The 20,866-nt window shown below is 49.9% G+C and carries 23 protein-coding genes; 19 read left to right on the top strand and 4 right to left on the bottom strand.

The features are described from left to right. The first annotated feature begins 132 nt into the window (after positions 1-132). The 6 genes from J2X61_RS29825 to mgrA all read left to right on the top strand — a co-directional run bounded on the left by J2X61_RS29825 (position 133) and on the right by mgrA (position 5,451). On the top strand, positions 133-426 hold the full coding sequence (locus J2X61_RS29825; RefSeq protein ID WP_310193269.1) for a hypothetical protein: 294 nt from the start codon (positions 133-135) through the stop codon (positions 424-426). A 150-nt stretch (positions 427-576) separates the two neighbouring features. Next, positions 577-1,530: a C40 family peptidase gene (locus tag J2X61_RS29820; protein WP_274471438.1), complete on the top strand. Its 954-nt coding sequence runs from the start codon at positions 577-579 to the stop codon at positions 1,528-1,530. Between the two features lie 107 nt (positions 1,531-1,637). Continuing rightward, positions 1,638-2,231 (top strand): ribonuclease H-like YkuK family protein, encoded by a 594-nt coding sequence (locus J2X61_RS29815; protein ID WP_274471439.1) that lies wholly within the window; start codon positions 1,638-1,640, stop codon positions 2,229-2,231. 139 nt (positions 2,232-2,370) lie between these two features. After that, positions 2,371-2,877, top strand: a complete 507-nt coding sequence (locus J2X61_RS29810) for an ADP-heptose synthase (RefSeq protein ID WP_274471441.1) — start codon at positions 2,371-2,373, stop codon at positions 2,875-2,877. Positions 2,878-2,889: 12 nt separating this feature from the next. Continuing rightward, complete coding sequence (locus J2X61_RS29805) at positions 2,890-3,933, top strand: phosphotransferase enzyme family protein (protein ID WP_274471443.1); 1,044 nt, start codon at positions 2,890-2,892, stop codon at positions 3,931-3,933. Between the two features lie 525 nt (positions 3,934-4,458). Next, positions 4,459-5,451 carry an L-glyceraldehyde 3-phosphate reductase gene (gene mgrA / locus J2X61_RS29800; protein ID WP_274471445.1) on the top strand — a complete coding sequence of 331 codons (993 nt, stop codon included), beginning with the start codon at positions 4,459-4,461 and terminating at the stop codon, positions 5,449-5,451. 4 nt (positions 5,452-5,455) lie between these two features. On the opposite strand, the gene xerS is transcribed toward mgrA, so the two are convergent. Continuing rightward, a complete protein-coding gene (gene xerS / locus J2X61_RS29795) occupies positions 5,456-6,538 on the bottom strand; it encodes a tyrosine recombinase XerS (protein WP_274471446.1) in 1,083 nt (360 codons plus the stop codon). Between the two features lie 222 nt (positions 6,539-6,760). On the opposite strand from xerS, the gene J2X61_RS29790 reads away from it, so the two are divergent. The 5 genes from J2X61_RS29790 (at position 6,761) to J2X61_RS29770 (ending at position 10,607) form a co-directional block, all read left to right on the top strand. Beyond that, positions 6,761-7,021, top strand: a complete 261-nt coding sequence (locus tag J2X61_RS29790) for a hypothetical protein (protein ID WP_274471448.1) — start codon at positions 6,761-6,763, stop codon at positions 7,019-7,021. A gap of 230 nt (positions 7,022-7,251) precedes the next feature. Next, a complete protein-coding gene (locus J2X61_RS29785) occupies positions 7,252-8,271 on the top strand; it encodes an ABC transporter ATP-binding protein (RefSeq protein ID WP_310193292.1) in 1,020 nt (339 codons plus the stop codon). Beyond that, complete coding sequence (locus tag J2X61_RS29780) at positions 8,246-9,049, top strand: ABC transporter permease (RefSeq protein WP_310193265.1); 804 nt, start codon at positions 8,246-8,248, stop codon at positions 9,047-9,049. Before J2X61_RS29785 ends, J2X61_RS29780 begins: the two co-directional genes overlap by 26 nt. Then, the gene (locus J2X61_RS29775) at positions 9,033-9,878 is read left to right on the top strand and encodes an ABC transporter permease (RefSeq protein ID WP_274471450.1); all 846 of its coding nucleotides are present in this window, start codon (positions 9,033-9,035) and stop codon (positions 9,876-9,878) included. The genes J2X61_RS29780 and J2X61_RS29775 overlap by 17 nt, the downstream gene beginning before the upstream one ends. Positions 9,879-9,956: 78 nt before the next feature. Then, positions 9,957-10,607 (top strand): DUF3892 domain-containing protein, encoded by a 651-nt coding sequence (locus J2X61_RS29770; RefSeq protein ID WP_310193262.1) that lies wholly within the window; start codon positions 9,957-9,959, stop codon positions 10,605-10,607. 377 nt (positions 10,608-10,984) lie between these two features. On the opposite strand, the gene J2X61_RS29765 is transcribed toward J2X61_RS29770, so the two are convergent. The 3 genes from J2X61_RS29765 to J2X61_RS29755 form a co-directional block, all read right to left on the bottom strand. Continuing rightward, positions 10,985-11,266 carry a hypothetical protein gene (locus J2X61_RS29765; protein ID WP_274471452.1) on the bottom strand — a complete coding sequence of 94 codons (282 nt, stop codon included), beginning with the start codon at positions 11,264-11,266 and terminating at the stop codon, positions 10,985-10,987. A gap of 138 nt (positions 11,267-11,404) precedes the next feature. Beyond that, complete coding sequence (locus J2X61_RS29760) at positions 11,405-12,268, bottom strand: helix-turn-helix domain-containing protein (RefSeq protein WP_274471454.1); 864 nt, start codon at positions 12,266-12,268, stop codon at positions 11,405-11,407. A gap of 143 nt (positions 12,269-12,411) precedes the next feature. Beyond that, positions 12,412-12,840 (bottom strand): DUF3995 domain-containing protein, encoded by a 429-nt coding sequence (locus J2X61_RS29755; RefSeq protein WP_310193259.1) that lies wholly within the window; start codon positions 12,838-12,840, stop codon positions 12,412-12,414. 291 nt (positions 12,841-13,131) lie between these two features. Between J2X61_RS29755 and J2X61_RS29750 the strand changes: the two genes are divergently transcribed. From J2X61_RS29750 to J2X61_RS29715, 8 genes are all read left to right on the top strand, one after another. Further along, complete coding sequence (locus J2X61_RS29750; RefSeq protein ID WP_274471671.1) at positions 13,132-13,335, top strand: YwbE family protein; 204 nt, start codon at positions 13,132-13,134, stop codon at positions 13,333-13,335. Between the two features lie 24 nt (positions 13,336-13,359). Next, the gene (locus J2X61_RS29745; RefSeq protein WP_274471457.1) at positions 13,360-13,614 is read left to right on the top strand and encodes a YolD-like family protein; all 255 of its coding nucleotides are present in this window, start codon (positions 13,360-13,362) and stop codon (positions 13,612-13,614) included. 120 nt (positions 13,615-13,734) lie between these two features. Next, positions 13,735-14,655: a tyrosine-type recombinase/integrase gene (locus tag J2X61_RS29740; RefSeq protein ID WP_310193256.1), complete on the top strand. Its 921-nt coding sequence runs from the start codon at positions 13,735-13,737 to the stop codon at positions 14,653-14,655. Positions 14,656-14,691: 36 nt separating this feature from the next. Beyond that, positions 14,692-15,615 carry a S66 peptidase family protein gene (locus J2X61_RS29735; protein ID WP_310193253.1) on the top strand — a complete coding sequence of 308 codons (924 nt, stop codon included), beginning with the start codon at positions 14,692-14,694 and terminating at the stop codon, positions 15,613-15,615. A gap of 312 nt (positions 15,616-15,927) precedes the next feature. Continuing rightward, a complete protein-coding gene (locus J2X61_RS29730) occupies positions 15,928-16,740 on the top strand; it encodes an ABC transporter ATP-binding protein (protein ID WP_310193250.1) in 813 nt (270 codons plus the stop codon). Positions 16,741-16,835: 95 nt separating this feature from the next. Beyond that, on the top strand, positions 16,836-18,209 hold the full coding sequence (locus J2X61_RS29725) for an aspartate aminotransferase family protein (RefSeq protein ID WP_310193247.1): 1,374 nt from the start codon (positions 16,836-16,838) through the stop codon (positions 18,207-18,209). 6 nt (positions 18,210-18,215) lie between these two features. Next, entirely contained in the window at positions 18,216-19,472 is a 1,257-nt protein-coding gene (locus tag J2X61_RS29720; protein ID WP_310193245.1) for a M20 family metallo-hydrolase, read from the top strand. Positions 19,473-19,494: 22 nt separating this feature from the next. Further along, a complete protein-coding gene (locus tag J2X61_RS29715) occupies positions 19,495-20,853 on the top strand; it encodes an NAD(P)-dependent oxidoreductase (protein ID WP_310193242.1) in 1,359 nt (452 codons plus the stop codon). Positions 20,854-20,866 lie beyond the last annotated feature (13 nt).

The raw sequence follows: 20,866 nt of genomic DNA, 5'->3' as shown, positions 1-20,866 counted from the left end.
CGTTTGTCCCTTAAACCCCATAAAAAACACCCCTTAGAATTCATCGGATTAACCAGGGGGTTTTTCCAATGTCTATTCTAAGGGGTGCACATTATCTGAGGCGAATGTGCCTTTTTATCGGGAGGAAACTATATGCCTTATGTTCTGCTCCATCGCAACACGCAGCAAATTTATACGTGTATGCAGGTTAATCACTATGGACTTGCTTATTACGGGGTGAAATTTTGGCTTGATGAAGAAGAAGCCGCACAGCAATATCAAGCGTTGCTGCAACCCGCAGAGGGGATCGCCGCTGAGGAATGGCAAGTGATTGAGCTCGAAGAATCGGAGATGAAGATCTGCAACGTGAAGCTGAAGAACGATCCTGCACTGCAACTTTTTTGGTCAAGTGACCGTAAGCCGGAGGTTCGTAAACTGGAAAATTAAACCTTGCCGTCAATAGGTACGCAGCCATGCCGAATGGATGATTAAACGACAAGAATCGCAACCTTACGCCTATTTTCGCCAAGCACCCCCGCAAACTATAATAAGGGTGCGAAAGAAAAAATTTACAACATGGGAGTAGGTTGAGACAAAATGAGAAAATGGACAATGGTTAGTCTTTTGCTTGTACTTGCGTTTACCTGGGTATGTCCGGCGGCCATGGCAGCGATTGCAGATGTTTCGACCAAAGCACAGATTGTTTCAGGAGTCAGCTTTAGAGATCAGCCGAGCACGTCCAGCAATGTCATCCGGATGCTCAAAACGAATGAAATCGTCACCGTAACGGACTATGTGACGGCGAATTGGTTTCGAGTGAAAGATGCGCAGGGTGTCAGCGGCTATGTATCAACCAATAGCAAATACATAAAAGTCATTTCCAATGCAGCAATCATTTATGGCGTTAACTTTCGCACATTACCGTCATCGGATAGCGGTTCCAAAGTGATCCGTATGCTGAGTAAAGGCGAGGAAGTCCTGGTAACCGAACGAGTGAACGATAATTGGTATAAAATTGTAGATGCGGGCGGGACAAGCGGATACGTCAGCTCCAGCAGTAAATACATAACAACGGATTTCAGTGTTATCGTGCCGGCAATGCCGTTAGCGGATGCGATTGAAGCCGTTATTGCAGCAGGGAATGCGTACTTGGGTACCCCGTACGAATTCGGCTCCGACCGCAATGATCCAACGACGTTCGATTGCTCGGATCTTATCCAAACGATGTTCTGGGACGCGCTTCGTCTCGCAGTTCCGAGCGATTCTGCGGCTCAAGGGGATTACGTACGTTCGCTCGGTCCCGTGTCGACGGATTGGACCCAATTAAAGCGTGGAGACTTGATGTTCTTCTCCGCATATAAGGGAAGCAAGTCATCCGATTATGACAACATCGACATCTTTAAAGAGCCTATCACACACGTGGCGGTCTATCTAGGGAATGACAGCCTGCTGCATACCTACTCAGTTGAGTCCGGCGGGGTTCGTGTCGATACCATCGACGGCAAGCAGTGGGAGAACCGCTTTTTATATGGCGGCAGTGTTTTAAAATAGTTGATGGTTCGAGCAGCGAATGTTTGCCATATACTATAGATAGGGGCGGATGCATAAGCCAGCATCCGCTTCTTCCTGATTCTAAGGAGAAAGGAAGAGCCTTATCATTGAAACCTTCAGCAGCGAGTCATCCACTGGAATTTCGGAACACGACCGAAAGCGGGCTTGACCTGGATACGGTGCATGAGCGCATCTTGCACTTCATGCGGCTTGATCCGGCAGGTACGTACAAATTCATTATCGGAACGGATTGTCAGGTGCACCCGGGACACACCAAGTTCATTACAGGTGTCGTTATCCAGAGACTGGGGAAAGGCGCATGGGCGTGCTATCGCCAAGTGATCGTCCCCAGAGCTTTACATTCCATCAAAGAGAAGCTCTCCATGGAAACCGCGTTCAGCGAAGAAATCGCAATGTACTTTCATGAGGCGAAACGGCAGGAAATGGAGAATATCGTGCTTCCTCAGCTGTACCAAGGCGCCTCTTTCGATATGTTTATACATATTGATGCAGGTGCGGATATAAACAAAAACCGGACAGCCAAATTTGTCCAAGAGATGGTACGGCGTGTGGAATCGGTAGGCATGGTACCAGTCATTAAACCGGATTGTTATGTAGCGTCGGCTTATGCGAACCGATTCTCCAAGAAGCCTTATCTCCCCATGTATGAGAAACGTGAGGTAATCGATGGCACTAGATAAGCTAAGAATAAACCGTTAGTTCAAGATGATCGGTGAGATCAACGAACTAACGGTTTTTGTTTGGAGATGAAAAAAGGAGTTCACATGCTTTTTAGCGAAATACATGCTAAACTAGCAAGCGAGAAAGGAGGGGACGAATATGAGCAAAACGTTCATTATCGAGGCGGTCATGCTGGCGGTGCACGGGCAATTGATGGTGCCGGGAGAACCGGTCACGTATGTCATACCCTATACGAGCATCCAGGAGCTCTACGAGCTTCAAACAGCTAACGACCCCATCATGCTGGAAGAAGAGGATGACGGCTTCGTCAAGCAAATGATTGGCGAGCTGATCGCTTTCTTCGAAGAGTCGTTTAATAAGAAGAAAATTGAGAAAGCGCTCACCGTTCCGTGGCGGAAAAGCGCACCATTGCCCATTAATGAGCATGTAACGCTTACAGTCGTCTATGCGATCGATAACGAGGCGTATGGTGAACAGTTCGATCCGATTGAAACGGAGTTAATTCTAACGGCAATTAAAGAGCAAGCTGCCTTGCTTACCGACCAGTTGGATTTCATTGAGCGGCTGATAGGAGCTGAAATTCCTGTTCAGGCCTTTGATGTGGAAGATTTCGAATTCGCTGTCGAAGGAGACAATCTCGTGTAGGAAAGGGAGCTGATGAATGCGATTATGCGTGTCAAAGATCTGGAGCTGGAAGAGCAATTAGCTTTACTGCCATCCCACTGGTTTCCTGGCCGCAAGTGGACTATGCGATTGGGTGCCGGTGGGATGAACAATACAACGCGTTTTGTAGACGTTGACGGTACGACCTATGTTCTGCGACTTTATGAGACTCACCGGGATATCGATAAAATTATTTTCGAACATCGAATTCTACTGGCACTGAATAAACGGAAACATCAACTGCCGTACCGGATCCCGGCCCCGATTGAGCTGCCGGATGGCGGCACGGTGGTCCAGCTAGCCGCGGACCGCGAGGGCAAGCTAGCCGCTTTGTTTACGTTCACCGACGGCACGAACCCTGCTTGGCTGGATACCGACCAAGTGGAACAGTTCGGAGCGGCCGTGGGCCAGCTGTCTTCCGTATTGGCCGATATAGCTGTCGATCTAAAGCCTGTGTATCCGCCATACTATGAGATTGAGAACATTCATCCCCGCTGCACGCCGGACGCGATACGGGAATTTTGTATCCATCCGACGGAAATATTTTCTCCGCAGCGTGAGGAGCTCCTATATATTTTTGATCGATTCTCCGCTTTATATCAATCGATTCCCGCTTTGCGTAAGCTGCCTCATCAGCTCGTGCATGGCGATATCAACGGTTCCAATATGCTTGTGGATGAAAAGGGGCAGATCGCATCGGTGCTCGACTTCGAGTTTGTTACCCGGGATTTGCGCGTGATGGAGCTTGCGGTCTGTTTATCGGATTTCATCGATCCGACGCTTCCCATTGAGCAGTTGCAGCTGAACTGCAGAGCCTTCTATCAGGGATACCGGAAGTTCGTACAATTGAAGGAAGCGGAGCTTGCCGTGCTGCCGCTGCTCATCGAGCTGCGCAGGCTGGATGTGTTTATCCATTTCCTGGGGCGCTATGCGGATGGGGTTGATCCTCAAGGCGTGTTGATTGATATTATTCAGAACGCCTACGAGAAAACCAAATGGCTGCAAAATCATTGCCATGAACTAGTTGCGGCGCTGTAAAATAAGGAATTTGTCTAGTGTACCGTACAACCGTAAACCGACCGGCGGGAATACGCTATAGTACCAAACGAGAAGGTGGTGCTGGAGGTTGGCTAAAGGTGCTTATGTAGGAAATGTACGTGCAATACCGAACTGCGGCCGTTATTGCCGTAATGTGTGTACGCGTTTATTTGTGGTGGGCCGCAATCAATGTATTGCAGACTGTTTACGCTGTGCAGGTCTTCGTGGTACGGCACATACGAAAGCAGCTTTTACAAGCAAATTGGTTTACAAGCCTAAACCTAAGCGCAAATGTAATTGCGGCTGCGGCAAATGTAAATAAGTTCGGAGGCTGCCAGGCGAAACCTGGCAGCTTTGCTATATATAAGGGGATAACTAACCTTCAGGTAAGTAAGACACGTTTTTTTCAGTTCTTTTTTTGTTCGGCTCGTTCGCCTATACTATACTAAGAAACCAGCATTTGGTGAAACTTGTATAGATGCTTAATGACATAAGTTTTCTATGCACATTTGAAGGAGGATACATATGGTCTACCAGGCAAGTTTAACGCGTTATGCAGAAATGAAATATAATCGTTCCGGCAAATCGGGACTTAAGCTCCCGGCCATTTCCTTAGGACTGTGGCATAATTTCGGCGGGCTTGATATTCATGAGAACGGCAGAGCGATGCTGCTTCGTTCATTTGATTTGGGGATTACGCATTTTGATTTGGCGAATAACTATGGGCCGCCTCCAGGCTCTGCCGAAGAAATGTTCGGCAAGGTGCTGAAGAGCGATCTTGGCGCTTACCGCGATGAGATGATTATTTCGACCAAAGCCGGCTATTATATGTGGGAAGGACCTTACGGCGAGTGGGGATCCAAGAAATATTTAATTTCTTCGCTGGATCAAAGCTTGAAACGTATGGGTCTGGAGTATGTCGACATTTTCTATTCGCACAGACCGGATCCGAATACGCCATTCGAGGAAACGATGGCTGCGCTTGACCAAATCGTCCGTCAAGGGAAAGCTTTGTACATTGGTTTATCCAACTATACGGCTGAGCAGACGCGTGAGGCGGTTACGATTCTGAAAGGTCTCGGCACTCCTCTGCTGATTCATCAACCTTCGTACAGCATGATGAACCGCTGGATCGAGGATGGGCTTCAAGATGTTCTGGACGAGTTCGGCGTAGGCAGCATTGCGTTCTGTCCGCTTGCACAAGGGCTGCTAACGAACAAGTACGTGAACGGTGTTCCGAGCGATTCGCGAGCAGGCGGGAAAAGCCAGTTCTTGAATACGAAGGATATTACCGAAGAGAAGCTGAAGCAAATCATTCAGCTGAACGAGCTTGCCGCAAGCCGCGGCCAAAGTTTGGCGCAAATGGCGCTGGCTTGGGTGCTGCGCGGCGGACGCGTAACCTCCGCATTGATCGGAGCAAGCCGCGTTTCGCAAATTGAAGAGAATGTCGCAGCATTGAACAATCTCGAATTCTCTCCAGAAGAACTGGAGCAAATCGAAAAAATCCTGAAGAAATAAATCTTCAGGATTCCTGGCGCCTGTCAATCGCTTCAGACATGGTACGATCCGTCAGGTGCGCATAAATTTGCGTTGTTTCCGGAGACGCATGTCCAAGCTGCTCTTGGGTTTTGTACAAATCGTTCTGCAGGTAATAGTCTGTGGCGAAAGAGTGCCGCAGTTTATGAACGGACAGGTAGGGCTTGCCGAACCGTTTGGCATATTTGATAACCAGCTCCTGGATGGCTCTCTTGGTCATCCGATCGCCTTCTTTTTTGCCGTTTGCGATGGCAAGGAAGAGGGCTTTTTCTTTTTTGACCGGTTTATAGCGGGTTTGCCGGATGGCCAGATAGTCCGTTAAAGCTTGAATGGCATCCTGCCGGAAGTATACGGGCGTCTTGAACGTATCATCATTTTTACCTTTGCGGTATACATGGGTCAGCTTCTTCTTCAAGTCGATATCGTCGACGTTCAAATTAAATACCTCCGAGACGCGAAGCCCGGAATTCAGAATAAGCGTAATGATGCAAATATCACGAATCTTGTTCAGCTCATAAGCGTAGATCGCCTGCTTGTTGGAGGCTACATCATGTTCGTAGCCATGCTGGACATATTCGATGAATTGAGCGATTTCCTCTTCCTGGAGCAGCTTGCCTTCCAGCTTGGCGGCGCTATCCTTAGGCCTGTGAGACCGCTTGATTTCCACCTTGGCCATCACGTTCCGCTTCAGAAGCGGGTAGAAATTGTCATCCTCGGCGATCTGGCTCAAATAATGAAATAGCGAGCGCAGCGCGGAAAGCTTACGGTTAATTGTCGTTTTCACATTGGCTTGCTCCTTGCGGGTGGCCAGAAACATGCGAAAATTATCGATGCTGTCCATATGCAATTTCTCCAAGTCTTCCAATGGCACTTGATTGATGGTGCTAGCCGAACTCAAGCCTTCGGCTAACAGCCAGGAGAGGAAAATTTCATAGTCCCGGACATATTCCAACAATGAAGAAGGGGAAAGATCCGGCAGCTTATAATTGATGAATTTCTCGATATACCAAGGCATATTAGGAATTCTTTTCTCTAATTCGTGGCGATCTTTGACTTTAATAATGTTCATCCGCTGTCACCTCTCTAACGTCTGCATGCTGTTAGTATAGCAGTGAGCGAAGGAAATTGGTAGAAGAAGGATAGCCGGAACACGATATAGAGGAGTGGCTGCCTGTTATATAGGGGCATCGTTGAAATCATCATCGAGCATTCGCTGCAGATTGCAGGAATAAGATTGGCTTGTTTTACTTAAATTAATCTCGTATGGAAAATTTGAACTGGGGGTTCCTAAATGCCACAACAAAACGAGCAAAGCCAGGAAGATAGCAATTCGCAATCCATCGAGCAGATTAAGCAGTTTGCGCAAAAGGCAGAACAAGCTGCCGAACAGACCTTGCAGGTAGCTCAGGAGCTGCATTCCCAAGCTACTGCGGCTGCATTGACTGAGGCAGAAGAGGAAATTCAGCAGCTGCAAAGTCAAATTAAGGATGCGCAATCGAAATCGGCCGAACTTCGGCAGGAGCTGGACTCTCTGCAGCAGTCAGGAAATTAATTGAAAAAAACTATTGTTTGTACATGACATGGTGTGTTAAGATGTGAAAAATAAACGGAAGGGCTTCTAGGGATCCGAATCCACGCGGATGGCGAACCGAGCGAAGCCGACACGGAAATCGACGTGTTACACCGTAAGGGATAAAAGACCTTCGGAAAGTTCCGCCTGAATAGGCGAAATGGACCGAGAGGTCTTTTTTGCTGTACCGAATGAAAGGACGGTGGATCGGGGTGACGTCGATTCGCGTAGAGCAATTAGGAAAATCATTCCAGATTAAGCGGAAAGAAGAAGGCTTCCTGGGCAGTGTCAGAGCGCTGCTGAAGCCGCAATACGTGGAAAGAGCTGCCGTCGAGAACATCACATTCTCGGCTGCGCAAGGGGAGACGCTCGCTTTCCTCGGACCGAATGGGGCCGGCAAATCCACGACGATCAAGATGCTCACTGGGATCCTGCATCCGACGAGCGGCGAAGCTGAAGTTCTTGGCTGTTGTCCGTGGAAGGAGCGCAATCAGCTGAGCTACCGGATCGGCTCCGTATTCGGACAGAAATCGCAGCTTTGGTACCATTTGCCCCCAATGGATACCTTTGAGCTGATGAGCCGGATCTATGAACTGCGGCGGAGTGATTATATTCAGCGGCGTGACGACCTGATAGAGCGCTTCGAGCTCGGCCCTTACCTCCAAACGACGGTTCGGAAGCTGTCTCTCGGCGAGCGGATGCGGTGTGAAATTGCAGCTTCTCTACTACACCGGCCTCAGGTGTTATTCCTGGACGAACCGACCATCGGACTCGATGTTGTGGTGAAGCAGCGCATTCGTGAACTCATTCTGGAATTAAAAAGAGAAGAAGGTACGACCATTTTCCTTACCTCGCATGATGCCGGCGACATTGAACGGCTATGCGACCGTGCCATCGTGATTAATCACGGCAGGATCGTATTCGATGATCAGGTTCATTTGATGAAACAGCGTTTCATGACCCACAAAACGGTACGTTTGGTGCTCGTGGAAGAACCGCAAGTGATGGAGCACGAGGGGGTGGCGGTATTGGAGCAGGCCGGTGCAAGAATATCGCTATCGGTAGATACCCGCATAACGACTATCGAAGCGATCCTTGCCAGGATCATGTCGGAGCACCGGATCGTCGACGTCACCATTGAGGATCCGCCGATGGAGGACATTATCACTCGGATGTATGGGGATTACGGCAAAGGAGGATTGGCCCATGAACACCTGGGGCAAATCGGTTAAATATGTATTCATCGGCAGAATCACCCTTCGCAATCAACTGGCTTATGTCGCCGATTTTCTTGTGCGGTCTTTATTTCTGCTGCTTATCCTATATATATTTCTGCAGCTTTGGCAGACGACGTTTCACGGTGAAGGGACGGATACGATTGCTGGGTTCAGTTTCAAACAAATTATGTGGTATTTGGTCATCACGGAATCAATGATTCTCGCCAGTCCCAGCCTGTGCACACGCGTTGAGGAAGAAGTGAAGAGCGGGGATATCGTATTCAAGTTCGTTCGCCCCGTCCATTTCGTTGTTTTTCACTATGCCGAATATATGAGCGAAGCGGCGATACGGTTTCTTGTGAACGCTGTCCTCGGTGCGGTGCTGGGACTTCTCATCATCGGTCCGCCGCAATTCGGCTATGGCTTGCTCTGGCTGCCACTCATCGCGTTGTTCGGCTTCACCGTCAATTTCCTGTTGAATATGGTATTGGCGCTCTGCTCTTTCTGGGTAGAGGAAACCCGAGGGCTAGAATTCGTGTACAACAAATTTCTGTTCACAATCGGCGGTATGCTGATGCCCTTAGAATTATTTCCGGAGACGCTGCAGCGAATCGGCCAGTTCCTGCCGTTCCAAGCCATCGTGTATCTTCCTGCGAAAACGACGGTCGCCTTTGAAACTGTCCATGTGGCGGGTATTATCGCTACGCAGTTGATTTGGATGCTAGTCATTGGCATCATCGTTTGGTTCGTATATCGGAAAGGAGTGACGAAGCTGAATGTTAACGGTGGATAGAGGTAAGCTCACTCCGATCAGTGAATATGATCAGCCGGGCAAGTTCAGGCGGTTGCTGCATTTTGTATGGCAGTTCTGGAAACTCAATTTGGCGGGAGCGATGGAATTCCGCTTGAGTTTTCTGTTAACCGCAGGCATGATGGTCATTAATAATGTCGTGTGGATCGTCTTTTGGGGCATTTATTTCGGCCGTTTCCCCGTGTTGAACGGATGGGAGCTGCAGGACGTCATGATGCTATGGGCGGTAGCTGCAGGAGGCTTCGGCGTAATGGCGACTTTCTTCGGCAATGCGATGCGGATCGGCAATCTGATTGCGACCGGACAGCTTGACGTTTATTTAACACAGCCTAAGCCTGTGCTGCTGCATGTTCTCATTAGCCGGATGTCTGTAAGCGCAATTGGCGATGTGCTGTTTGCTCTTCTTATTTATATCGCCTTCGGGGACAAATCCTTGATCGGGCTGCTGAAATTTGCGTTGGCGATGGTGCTTTCGACACTCATTTTCCTGTTTTTCACGATTAGCGTGAACTGCTTGGCCTTCTGGTTAGGCAATACGGAGGGGTTGAGCTTTCAGCTTTTCAATGCGCTGCTGACGTTTACGACATATCCGACTAGTATATTCAAAGGGTTCGGTAAGCTGGTGCTGTTCACGGTGCTTCCGGCCGGTTTCATCAGCTACTTGCCCATAGGTCTCCTGCGCCAAATCGATCTCCCGTTCATACTTGGCTCCGTCGCAGTGGCCGTATTCTTATGTGTCGTGGGAATCCAATTGTTTTACAAGGGACTGCGCCGGTACTCGTCGGGGAATATGATGGGGCTGCGCCGTTAATACGGATAAAATAGGCAGCATCGAAGCATGCTAGTTAGGTGGCAGCACGTAAAACGCAAACAAAGGAGTGATCGCGCAATGGCAAGACGCCGACGCAGTCAACAACCGTTTATGCAGAGCCAACCGATGATGCAAAATCAAACGACGATGCAAAGCCAACCGATGATGCTGAACCAACAGGGGATGCAAAGTCAAACGAATAACATGCAGCCTTCTTATCTGCAGCAGGATTACGGCTACCAACAGCCTCAAGCGTATATCCCGCAAGCTCGCAACGACCAGAATCAGTATCCATCGTACCAAGGGGGAATGCCTGTTCCAGGTTCCTCAGGCAATCTCAACGCGCCGTACGGTGAGCGTAATACAGGAATCAACAACGCCGATGCCCGAAATGTCGGGTTTCAAGGCGGTTATACAGGCTACGGTCCGAATGGTCAGCCGTTTCAATACGGCACATTTATGCGGGACGGTACACAGTACGGGGCGGGACCTCATACGATTGACCCGAATAAAGCGATCATTCAAGCGGTTCATTATGGCGATGGCGCCATTGCAGCCGTCCAATTCCAAGATGGCCGCGTAGTGGACATTGCCAATGCCATTAACATGGCAGAAGCGGGTTTAATCGAGGATGTCAACACCGGCCGAAACCGGGAAGGCGAGAAGACTTTAAGGTCTTATCCGGACGGAGATCCGAGCAACAATTTATCGAATTTGCCGCGATTTTAATAAGATTAGGAGCAGCCTGCCGATTGGCAGGCTGCTTTGTTATGGGATCGCACAAGCAAACGTAACTGGAATAACTCCACTTATTAATTCGTACGAATGCTCATCATGACGTACCAACTGGAAAAACGCCTGTTATTTTTATAAAACATGCGGCATTCGGGGCTATAATCGGCATTTTAGTTGGAGGCATTCCTGTTATTGCTGCATTAACCGATTGTTGCAATCGAATAACCGGAGAATTTTCCTCTAATGTTAAGCATAACGGGAGCAGGGGCTGATGCGCGGCCGCTACTACATAAAAAAAGCCGCTATGAGACCATAGCGGCTTTCAGCTCCTAATGAGCCATATGCTAGCATTCTTTGAATGCGGTTACAGATCATTTTTTGAAATCGGCCAAATATTTTAGTGCAACGCCAAGGGCGCCAAGATAGTAGAAGACCATCAACAAGAAGCCGGTAGGGTCAAGGGACATCATGTTGGAAAGCATGAACAACGGGAAAACATAGAACAACAAATCTTGCAAGTAAGAGAGAATGAGAGAACTGGAGAAGGAGCCGGCTTTGAGAGCTTTGTATAAACCGTATAAGAAGCTAAGGCCCATTAAACCAAGAACGACTAACATCGAGTAGAGCATCCAACCTGTAAGAGCGAGTGTCATTAGGATTCACCTCCCCATCGGGAAGATTTACTACTGAGATATACTATGTAGCACCTTGACAAGTCGTACTAGGACGATGCACTCATTTTCAAAAAAAGTTTTTATAAAGTTAACAAAATAAATATTATGTAAATAAATTTATCGCTGCATGGTATTCCTATAGTTGTGAGGGGATACACCGACGTATTTTTTGAATAACCTGGAAAAGTAAAAAACATCCTTATAACCGAGCGAATCGGCGATTTCTTTGACGGAATTGTCCGTGTTGAGAATAATGTTCTTCGCTTCCGCGATCTTCAAACGGTTGATATAGGCATTTAAAGGGTATCCGGTATACTCGCTGACGACTCTGCGAAGCGTAGAAATGGAAATATGATGCCGCTTGGCGATCGCTTTCGCATCGAAGGGTTGGAAGAGAGAGTCGCCTAGATCGTCCATAATGTCGATAACCTGCTGTGTTTTCGACGTCTCGGCAGGGGCTTGAGCCTTCAGCATAAAGTCAAAGAGCAGCGTTTCAAGCAAAAGCGCCGCGCGGTCGATATTGTCCGGCAGCCCGCTCTCCATCAGCATGAAGATCCGTTCGATCCGGTTCAGCTGCGCGGCGTCCTCATGGCCGGTATGCTTGGCGGAATCGACATTCGTCAGCCAGCTCCCAAGCCATTCATCGATTCGGCTGCCCTCGAAAGTGAAATAATACTCATCCCAGTAACCGCCCTGATCTGGCCCATAATTATAGATGACACCCGGTCGAAGAAACAGCAAGCTTCCGCTTTCGACACGCTGCACAGGTCCGTTATCGGCTTGATAGGAGCCGCCGCCGCCAGCCAGATAGATGAAAGCCCACTTGGAAAATTTCGCTTGATGCCGAAACGAGATGCGTCCCGGCAAATGCCCGACATTAAGAATCGTTAAGGATTGCAGCTTCAATTTACTAGCGTCGATAGGCAAAGTAATAATGCGCAGCGGGTAAGGGCTGATTAAATAGTCCATGAATTTTGTCATATCGTATACAACCTCCGTCATCAATCCTTGGTGTCTTTGATTCGGCCTGAAGTTAATCACGTTAATTAATTTCATTGTATATGAATATTTCATCCATGGGAACAGTGACAAGGATCATTCTGGACGTTAATTCGTGGAAACCCTCACCGAGCACTAAATGTGAGCGCATATCCAAATGAGAAGCACAGCCATAGACAGAGGGGAGTGAACAAGTAGGTATCAAATTTGGCGAAACGCGTAGAACGAATCGATTTGAATAACCCTACGTACCGGAAGTCGCCGATCGTTCGCAGGCCGAACACAAAAAGTGAAATCCAACATCCCCATGTTACCCAGGAGAAGACGGGGAGATGAGGAATCAAACGTCCCTGCCACCCTAGCAGCAGCGTATCTGCAAATAAGACAAGCGCGACGGTAAGTGTTGCGGTTTTACCTGGCCGAAATACGGGCTGGTGTGAGGCTTGGGTTACGGGAACCGCAGCAGCGCTGCCCCAACGGACGCCGAATGCCCAACTGACATGCAGAGCTCCGATAAAGAATAGGAACAAACAAGATAGAATCGTAATCACCATGAAACGTCATCCTCTCGTATAGAAAATCATAGCCATGCAGCATCAAGTTGATGGGCGATAAAGGAAGCGAGGACAGCTGCTACCGTCATAATTATAACTGGAAAAAAGTTGATTTCAACTAAAAACACTAGTTATAGATGGATATTTACCGCTTAAATTGGATAATTAAAGAATTAATATAGTTAACGATTAATGTCATTAATTAATTACAAGGAGCTTTAGATAGGGTTTAAGGTGTTTTTGTGTTATAATGAAGCACATTCTGGAATGAAAGCAGGGAACGAAGCCATCATGAATGGGCAAAATCGCAAAGATGTCGTACCGGGAGCCGAGGTCGATATCGTCCTGAAGCAGGATCAACGCACCGGCAAACTTACGCGTGGCATTGTGAAGGATCTCTTGACTAATTCGCCTACGCATCCTCATGGCATCAAAGTACGCTTGACCGACGGCCAAGTCGGCCGTGTGAAGGAAATTAGATCGCCGTCTAGATAACACAGCATATAAGGGGGAGAGAGGTTGGCGAAGCAAAAGGTAGCAAAAAGACCTACGCGCGACGAGTTCGTGCTCGAGGAGATTGGCAATCAGTTAGCGGAAGCGAAGATGGAAAACTCCGAAATTGTTCTTACCGTCTGGGGACGCGAGGAAGGCGTTCGCGGCTTCATCACGACGATGGATTCACGAACTGGCCGCGTACATATCGAGACGGGCAGCGGAGAAGTGGACAAAGTACCCTTCATGGATATTATGAAAGTAGAATATCCGAGAGATTGATACGCGATTTAAAACCGACATCGCATATTGGGCCGTAAACGGCCTTTTTTTTAAGCTCAAAAAATTGCACTAAATCTATATTTAACGCAACTTAGATTGTAACGGACGGAGTGAGAGCGCTTGGCACACCATTTTGAGTATGATGACGATTATTTGGAGCTGTTCGACACTTGGATGAAGGACCAAGGCTTCACCAAACGAACACAGCTTGCTTATCTTGGCGATGTTCGCTTATTTTTGTCCGCGATGGACAAGCCTCTTCATCAGCTTGCAGCTATCGACATCATGCGTTTCTTAACCAGGATGCGGCAAGGTGGAGCGGGAGATGCGGCACGCAATCGTTATTTGTCATCGATTCGCACCTTCTTCTCCGCCTTAATCGAGCTGCAAGCGGCGGAGAGCAACCCGGCACTCCATATCAAGAAGTCGAAGGTTGAGAAGAATCCGATTCCGACCTTCCTAAGCGAGGATTTACTGGCGGTGTTCCTGCAATCGATCGAGGGCAAATATCAGGTCCGCAATGTGGCGATGTTCCTTCTTATGAGCTACGCGGGATTGCGGGTGAGCGAACTGAACCGGCTGAACGTGTCGGATTTCAATCGGGCCACAAGCACGCTGCAGGTGTACGGCAAAGGGCGGAAATGGCGGGTCATTCCGCTGCCTAACGAATTGGTTCAAGTACTGAACAAGGCGCTGGAGGAGAGGCTGGAGCCGCGCGTTGCAGGGGAGCAACCTTTCTTCGTATCGCAATTCGGACGGCGGATATCGGTTCGGATGATCCAGACGATTGCGGAGAAGCATTTTGTAGAGATGAAGAAGAATTACACGGAGCTCCAAGGCAAATCGATCTCAAGCCATAAGCTGCGCCATACGTTCGCAACGATGCAGGTTCTGGCGGGAACCGACATTCGCACATTGCAGGAACTGCTCGGCCATGCGAGTATTCAAACGACACAAATTTACACCCATGTCGGCGATAAGCAGAAACAAGAGGCGATGCAGCGTATTTCGGCGTATATTCCTGCAGGCATAGGCATATAATGTGGGGTTACTACGGCTAAGGTAGGAGGCATCGGTATGGCAATACGGCCTCCCGTCCTGCGGGGCGGGGACACCATTGGAATCGTCACTTTGGGCAGTCCGTTAGATGCGAGCGTCATTGATGCCAGGGTTCGCACGCTGGAAGAGATGGGGTTCCATGTTCTGATTGGGAAGTATGCCTACGCTTATGGCGGCATTGTAGCGGCAACCGCCCAACAGCGGGCGGAAGATTTCATGGAGATGATTCGGAATCCTGCCGTTCGCCTGATTTTACCAACCCGCGGCGGTACGGGAGTCAGAGAAATACTGCCGTATTTGGATTACAGGCTCATTCATGAAAATCCCAAGATCGTATCAGGCTACAGCGATATAACGATTCTTTTAAATATGTTATATCAGTTTTCCAACTTAATCTCCTTCCAAAGCCTGCTCCTCATTGATTTCGAGCCGAGGACGCCGGCGTATAATTTCGACCAGTTCTTTGCGGCAACTTCCACGTTAGCGAGCGCGAGAGTCATTCATAACCCTCCGGGAATCCCATTGCGCAGCAGGGTCAAAGGGAAGGTGAGGGGACCGATTGTCGGCGGCAATTTGACTTCGCTGATCGGAACGCTGGGGACGCCTTATGAAATCAATACCGCGGGGAAAATCGTGCTGTTGGAAGAGACGCATGAGCCGACGAATACGATCTACCGCTACTTGCAGCAGTTGATCCTGGCGGGCAAGTTCCGGGATTGCCGGGGGATCGTGATGGGACAATGCACGAATTGCACGACTTCCTATGGAACGTCCTACGAAGATTTGATCGAGGGGGTGCTCGTCCCGCTAGGTAAACCTTTGATGACGAATTTGGCTACGGCGCACGGACACTACAAAGCGGCAATTCCAATCGGAGCGGTTGCGGACTTGGATACATACCATAATACATTGACGGTGATCGAGTCTACTGTACAAGGATAATAAGTTGACATAATAATTGTTTCGTTAACAAAAAATTAAGTTTACGATGTTTTCGAATGATGAACATTAAGAAGGATGCAGATCAATCGACAATTAGTTTACATAATATTAATTATGTAATGAATATAATAATACCCTTACTCCATTTGGGGAAGGGTATTTTTTAGCTTAAGACGGTATGTCAAGCCAACGTGATAAAATTCGAAAGCACTATGTAAAATCCATCTAATGTGTTATATAATATAACATAAGTGGTTATTTACAATAACAACAACATGACGTACTACCTTGGGCGATTCGAGGAGGAGCACCATGAGTTCAGAGCTTTCCAGGCGGAACGTGGAGTTATCGTTGAATGGCGTATGCATGATGTTCGGCAAAAGAGGCAAGCAAATCACTGCGCTCCAAGATATCACGTTCGATGTGAACCGGAGCGAATTCCTCACCTTGTTAGGTCCTTCAGGTTGCGGCAAATCGACGCTGCTGCGGCTTATGGCAGACGTATTGCAGCCTACAAGCGGCCAAATCCAGCTTCGCAAAGATCATCCTCGGGAAGTGCGTTTGCGAAGAAAGTTTGGCATTGTTTCCGGTCAACCTGCATTGAACGAATGGCGAACCGTACTCGAGAATATCGCGCTGCCACTTGAGGAGTGGGGGCTTAGCCGTTCCGTTTATCGGGAGGGGGTAGATCAGCTGCTCGAAACGGTGGGATTAACGAAATATAAAGAGTATTATCCGTGGCAGCTTAGCGGCGGCTTGCAGATTAGGGTCGCGATTGCGCGTGCGTTATCCTTGGATCCGCCCATCCTGTTTCTGGATGAGCCGTTCTCGCTGCTTGATGCTTTCACGAAGGAGAAGCTGCATGTCGAGCTGCTGACCTTAAGGAGGAAGCTGGATAAGACGATTGTGCTCGCAACAAGCAGCATCCAGGAAGCTGTTGTTCTATCCGATCGGATTATCGTTCTAACCGCTCCTCCCGGACGCATTCAATCCGTTCATCGCATCGACCTGGGCGGGAACCGGCCGTCGCAACTGCATGATACAGAATCGTTTCGTGCCATAACAGCGGCCATTCGCACTTCTTATGGAACGGAAGCAGGCACTGCACCCGATCCGCCTGGATGAACGGTTGAGCAAATCTATCGCGTAGAGGGATGTCTCTCTCCATACACACATATTAATAAATAAGGAAAGCATTGCATCTGCCGAGGAGGCTGCTTATGGGAGCGAATGAAGCCAAGGATAGCACATGGAAAGATGAGCTTCTCGACAAGGATCGGAAGTATGTGTGGCATCACATGTCCGCTCATAACGACAATCCGATGATTGTTGCATCCGGCGAGGGAAGCTGGATTACGGACGTGGAAGGGAACCGCTACCTGGACGGGATGTCCGGATTGTGGTGCGTGAACGTCGGGCACGGCAGGAAGGAAATTGCCGATGCCGCAGCTGAACAGATGATGAAGCTGGCCTACTCGACCATGGTGCAATCGCATATCCCGGCTATCGAGCTGGCAGCCAAAATCAACGAGTGGCTGGACGGCGAGTACCGGATCTTCTTCTCCAACTCCGGATCGGACGCCAACGAAGTTGCATTCAAAATAGCCAGACAGTACCATCACCAGAACGGAAAACCGTCAAAGTTCAAGTTCATCTCACGGCATCGGGCGTACCACGGGAGTTCGATGGGAGCTTTAGGCGCAACAGGGCAAGCCCAGCGCAAGCTGAAATATGAACCGCTCGGCACCGGATTCCAGCACGTGCCGCCGCCTTATTGCTACCGCTGTCCATTCGGGCAAACCCAAGACAGCTGCAGTCTGCAGTGTGCCAAAGCAATTGAGGACGCCATCGTATGGGAAGGGCCGGATTCCGTCGCCGGGGTTATCATGGAACCGGTCATTACGGGAGGCGGCATGATTATTCCGCAGGACGAGTATTTGGCGGCTGTAAGGCGCATATGTGATAAATATGAGGTTCTGCTTATCGTCGATGAAGTCATTTGCGGGTTCGGGCGTTCCGGCGAGAAATTCGGCCATCACAATTATGGGGTAAGGCCGGACATCGTGACGATGGCCAAAGGCATGACCAGCGCCTATGCGCCGCTATCAGCGACCGCCGTTTCTTCGGAACTGTATGATTCCTTCAAGGATGAGGGAGCGACAAGCCATCTAAGGCATATCAACACATTTGGAGGGAATCCGGTCTCATGTGTCGTCGCTTTGAAAAATATTGAAATTTTGGAGAAGGAAAATTTGGTTGCCCGTTCTGCGCAGATCGGATGCGCACTGCGGGAAGGGCTCATGCCGCTGCTCGAGCATCCGCATGTCGGCGAAATCCGGATTTTCGGATCGGCGATGGGCATTGAGCTTGTCGAGGATGTGAAGTCGAAGCAACCCGCATCCCCCGAACGCGTGGCGGGTCTCATAGCCGCTTGCAAATCGAAAGGGCTGCTGATTGGGAAGAACGGGGATACCGTTCCCGGCTATGCCAACATACTTACGCTCAGTCCGCCACTATCATCAACGGATGAGGATGTTGCATTTATCGTAGATACTTTGCTTGCTGTATTCCAAGCCAATCAGGAGAAGGGATGAGGGCGATTGACGACAGCACCTAGGAACCATATCCAAGCAGCGAGGCTGCACGAGCGTATTCAGAAGCTGGCGCAAGTCGGGAAAATCGGGGAAACGGGCGTTTGCCGGCTGGCGTTATCCAAGGAAGACCGGGAAGGCGTAGAGCTGGTGAAAACGTGGATGGAAGAAGCCGGGATGGACGCTTATATCGATCCTTTTGCCAACCTCATCGGGACGTGGAAGGGGCGTAATCCGGATGCGCCTGTGCTTATGATTGGCTCGCATATCGATTCACAGCCGTACGGCGGGAGATATGATGGGGCGATCGGCGTATTGGGCGCGATTGAAGTCGTTCAAAGCATGAGGGAAGCCGGACTTACGCCCGAATGCGATATCGAGGTGGTGGCGTTCTGCGATGAAGAAGGCTGCCGTTTCAACAAAGGCTTATTTGGCGTACGCGGGATGACAGGCAAGCTGGAACAAGATGAGCTGGAGCGCACGGACAAGAACGGCGTCACCCGCCGGGAAGCGTTGATGCAATTCGGCTGCAATCCCGCCGATTTCGAAGGTTATGCGTTCCAGCCCGGACGCATCGGGGCTTTCCTGGAACTGCATATCGAACAGGGGCCGGTGTTGGAATCCCAGAATGCTCCGATCGGAATTGTTACGGGAATCTCCGGACCGCTATGGCTCACGGTGGAGATGAACGGTTTCGCCGGCCATGCCGGTTCGGTACCGATGTCCATGCGCCATGACGCGTTGCTCGGCTGTGCCAAAATTATCGTTGCGCTGAATGAGCTCGTGCAGCAGGAGCCGGGTGCGCCGACAGTCGGGACGGTGGGGTCGCTGACCGTTTTTCCCGATTCACGGAACATCATCCCGGAGAAAGTCTCATTCACGGTCGATTTGCGCGATATCGACCTGGCGCGCCGTAACGAGCTCGAAGCGGAGCTGTTAAGCGTCATCGAGAACGTGTCGCGAGACCATGGTCTTACGTATGCCATCCGTGAAGATACGAACAGCGAGCCCCGCTATTGCGCGGAATGGATCATGGAGCATCTGCGCGAGGAAGCGGAAGCGATGGGGCTTAACCCGCCGGAGCTGATGAGCGGACCGTTTCACGATTCGTTGGCGATGTCTTACGTATGCGACTATGGCATGATCTTCGTTCGCTGTCTGGAAGGCATCAGCCATAATCCGAAGGAATTCGCAAGCGAACACGATATTACGCTGGGCACGGAGCTTCTGTACCGAGCGGCCGTCCGAATCGCCATGAAGAAGTAAAATAGCGCGGAGGGGGAGGCATATGGGGACATCCTTTATTTCACTAACCGATTTAAAGCGTAACTTTGCCGAAGTCAAAGCCGGCATGAGACCCAAGGAGGCGATGGAGGAATCGAATCGCTGTCTGTTTTGTTACGATGCCCCTTGTACGCGTGCTTGTCCGACGGGAATTAATATTCCTTCGTTTATTAAAAAGATTGCCTCCGGCAACCTCAAAGGATCCGCCCGGACGATTATGGAGGCGAATCCGGTCGGGGCCTCTTGCTCGAGGGTATGTCCGACCGAGGAGCTGTGCGAAGGGGCTTGCGTGCTTCATCAGTCGTCCAAGCCTATCTTGATTGGGCAATTGCAGCGCTATGCCACAGACTGGGCCATGGAGAACGAACAGCAGCTGTTCAAGGCCGGAGCTGGCAACGGGAAGTCGGTTGCCGTCATTGGAAGCGGACCTGCCGGTTTATCGGCAGCCCGCGAGCTGGCCCGCTTAGGCTTTCAGGTGACGGTTTATGAGGCGAAGAGCGAAGCGGGCGGTCTGGATACATACGGCATTGTTTCCTTCCGTTTGCCGCAAGAAGTGTCGCTTTGGGAAGTTGAGCAAGTTCGCGGATTAGGTGTGATTTTCCGGATGAATACGAGGGTCGGGGTCGATGTTACTGCTGACGAACTGCTTCAAAACTATGATGCCGTCGTCCTGGCTGCCGGAATGTCGAAGGTGCCCATGCTCGGCATCGAAGGCGAGACGCTGGCAGGCGTCTACGATGCCATCGACTTCGTGGAATCGACCAAAACAGGACTCGATCCTCATCTTATCGGGAAGCGCGTAGCCGTCATCGGAGCGGGGAATACGGCGATCGATGCGGCGACATGTTCGGTGCGGTTAGGCGCGGAGCATGTGCAAATCGTGTATAGGCGAACGCGCGAAGAAATGACGGCGTATGACTTTGAATTTGAGTTTGCCAAAGGGGATGGCGTCGCCTTCCAGTGGCTGACAGCCCCGCAGCGTATACTAGGAGACGAAGCAGGCCGTGTCGTTGCAATCGAATGTTTGCGGATGGAGCTTATCGATGGCGATGCAGGCCGTAAGAAGCCCGTTCCGATCGCCGGCTCCGAATTTCTGATTTATGTTGACGCCGTGATCAAAGCGATAGGGCAAACGAAGCACACCGCGCTCATCGATCAATTTAAGCTGGATCATCGACGAGGAACGGTGACGGTCGATCCGCAAACAGGCCAAACGTCCAACCCCAAAGTGTATGCGGCCGGCGACATCATCTTCGGCGAAGGACAAGGCGAAGCGATGGTCGTATCGGCCGCTCAACAGGGGAAATTGGCTGCGCATGCCATTAACAGGAATTTGATGAACAACCAGGAGGAGTCGGCTTAACCTACAGAACGAT

The organism is Bacillus sp. 3255 (assembly GCF_031456485.1).
Taxonomy (GTDB): Bacteria; Bacillota; Bacilli; order Paenibacillales; family NBRC-103111; genus Paenibacillus_E.
The sequence above is the reverse complement of the archived record's forward strand: the minus strand, read 5'-3'. Positions and strand labels throughout refer to the sequence as shown.

Coding starts and splice junctions, on each gene's coding strand:
- J2X61_RS29825 (WP_310193269.1), top strand. CDS start 133: ATGCCTTATGTTCTGCTCCATCGCAACACGCAGCAAATTTATACGTGT.
- J2X61_RS29820 (WP_274471438.1), top strand. CDS start 577: ATGAGAAAATGGACAATGGTTAGTCTTTTGCTTGTACTTGCGTTTACC.
- J2X61_RS29810 (WP_274471441.1), top strand. CDS start 2,371: ATGAGCAAAACGTTCATTATCGAGGCGGTCATGCTGGCGGTGCACGGG.
- J2X61_RS29805 (WP_274471443.1), top strand. CDS start 2,890: ATGAATGCGATTATGCGTGTCAAAGATCTGGAGCTGGAAGAGCAATTA.
- mgrA (WP_274471445.1), top strand. CDS start 4,459: ATGGTCTACCAGGCAAGTTTAACGCGTTATGCAGAAATGAAATATAAT.
- xerS (WP_274471446.1), bottom strand. CDS start 6,538: ATGAACATTATTAAAGTCAAAGATCGCCACGAATTAGAGAAAAGAATT.
- J2X61_RS29790 (WP_274471448.1), top strand. CDS start 6,761: ATGCCACAACAAAACGAGCAAAGCCAGGAAGATAGCAATTCGCAATCC.
- J2X61_RS29780 (WP_310193265.1), top strand. CDS start 8,246: ATGAACACCTGGGGCAAATCGGTTAAATATGTATTCATCGGCAGAATC.
- J2X61_RS29775 (WP_274471450.1), top strand. CDS start 9,033: ATGTTAACGGTGGATAGAGGTAAGCTCACTCCGATCAGTGAATATGAT.
- J2X61_RS29770 (WP_310193262.1), top strand. CDS start 9,957: ATGGCAAGACGCCGACGCAGTCAACAACCGTTTATGCAGAGCCAACCG.
- J2X61_RS29765 (WP_274471452.1), bottom strand. CDS start 11,266: ATGACACTCGCTCTTACAGGTTGGATGCTCTACTCGATGTTAGTCGTT.
- J2X61_RS29760 (WP_274471454.1), bottom strand. CDS start 12,268: ATGACAAAATTCATGGACTATTTAATCAGCCCTTACCCGCTGCGCATT.
- J2X61_RS29755 (WP_310193259.1), bottom strand. CDS start 12,840: ATGGTGATTACGATTCTATCTTGTTTGTTCCTATTCTTTATCGGAGCT.
- J2X61_RS29750 (WP_274471671.1), top strand. CDS start 13,132: ATGAATGGGCAAAATCGCAAAGATGTCGTACCGGGAGCCGAGGTCGAT.
- J2X61_RS29735 (WP_310193253.1), top strand. CDS start 14,692: ATGGCAATACGGCCTCCCGTCCTGCGGGGCGGGGACACCATTGGAATC.
- J2X61_RS29730 (WP_310193250.1), top strand. CDS start 15,928: ATGAGTTCAGAGCTTTCCAGGCGGAACGTGGAGTTATCGTTGAATGGC.
- J2X61_RS29725 (WP_310193247.1), top strand. CDS start 16,836: ATGGGAGCGAATGAAGCCAAGGATAGCACATGGAAAGATGAGCTTCTC.
- J2X61_RS29715 (WP_310193242.1), top strand. CDS start 19,495: ATGGGGACATCCTTTATTTCACTAACCGATTTAAAGCGTAACTTTGCC.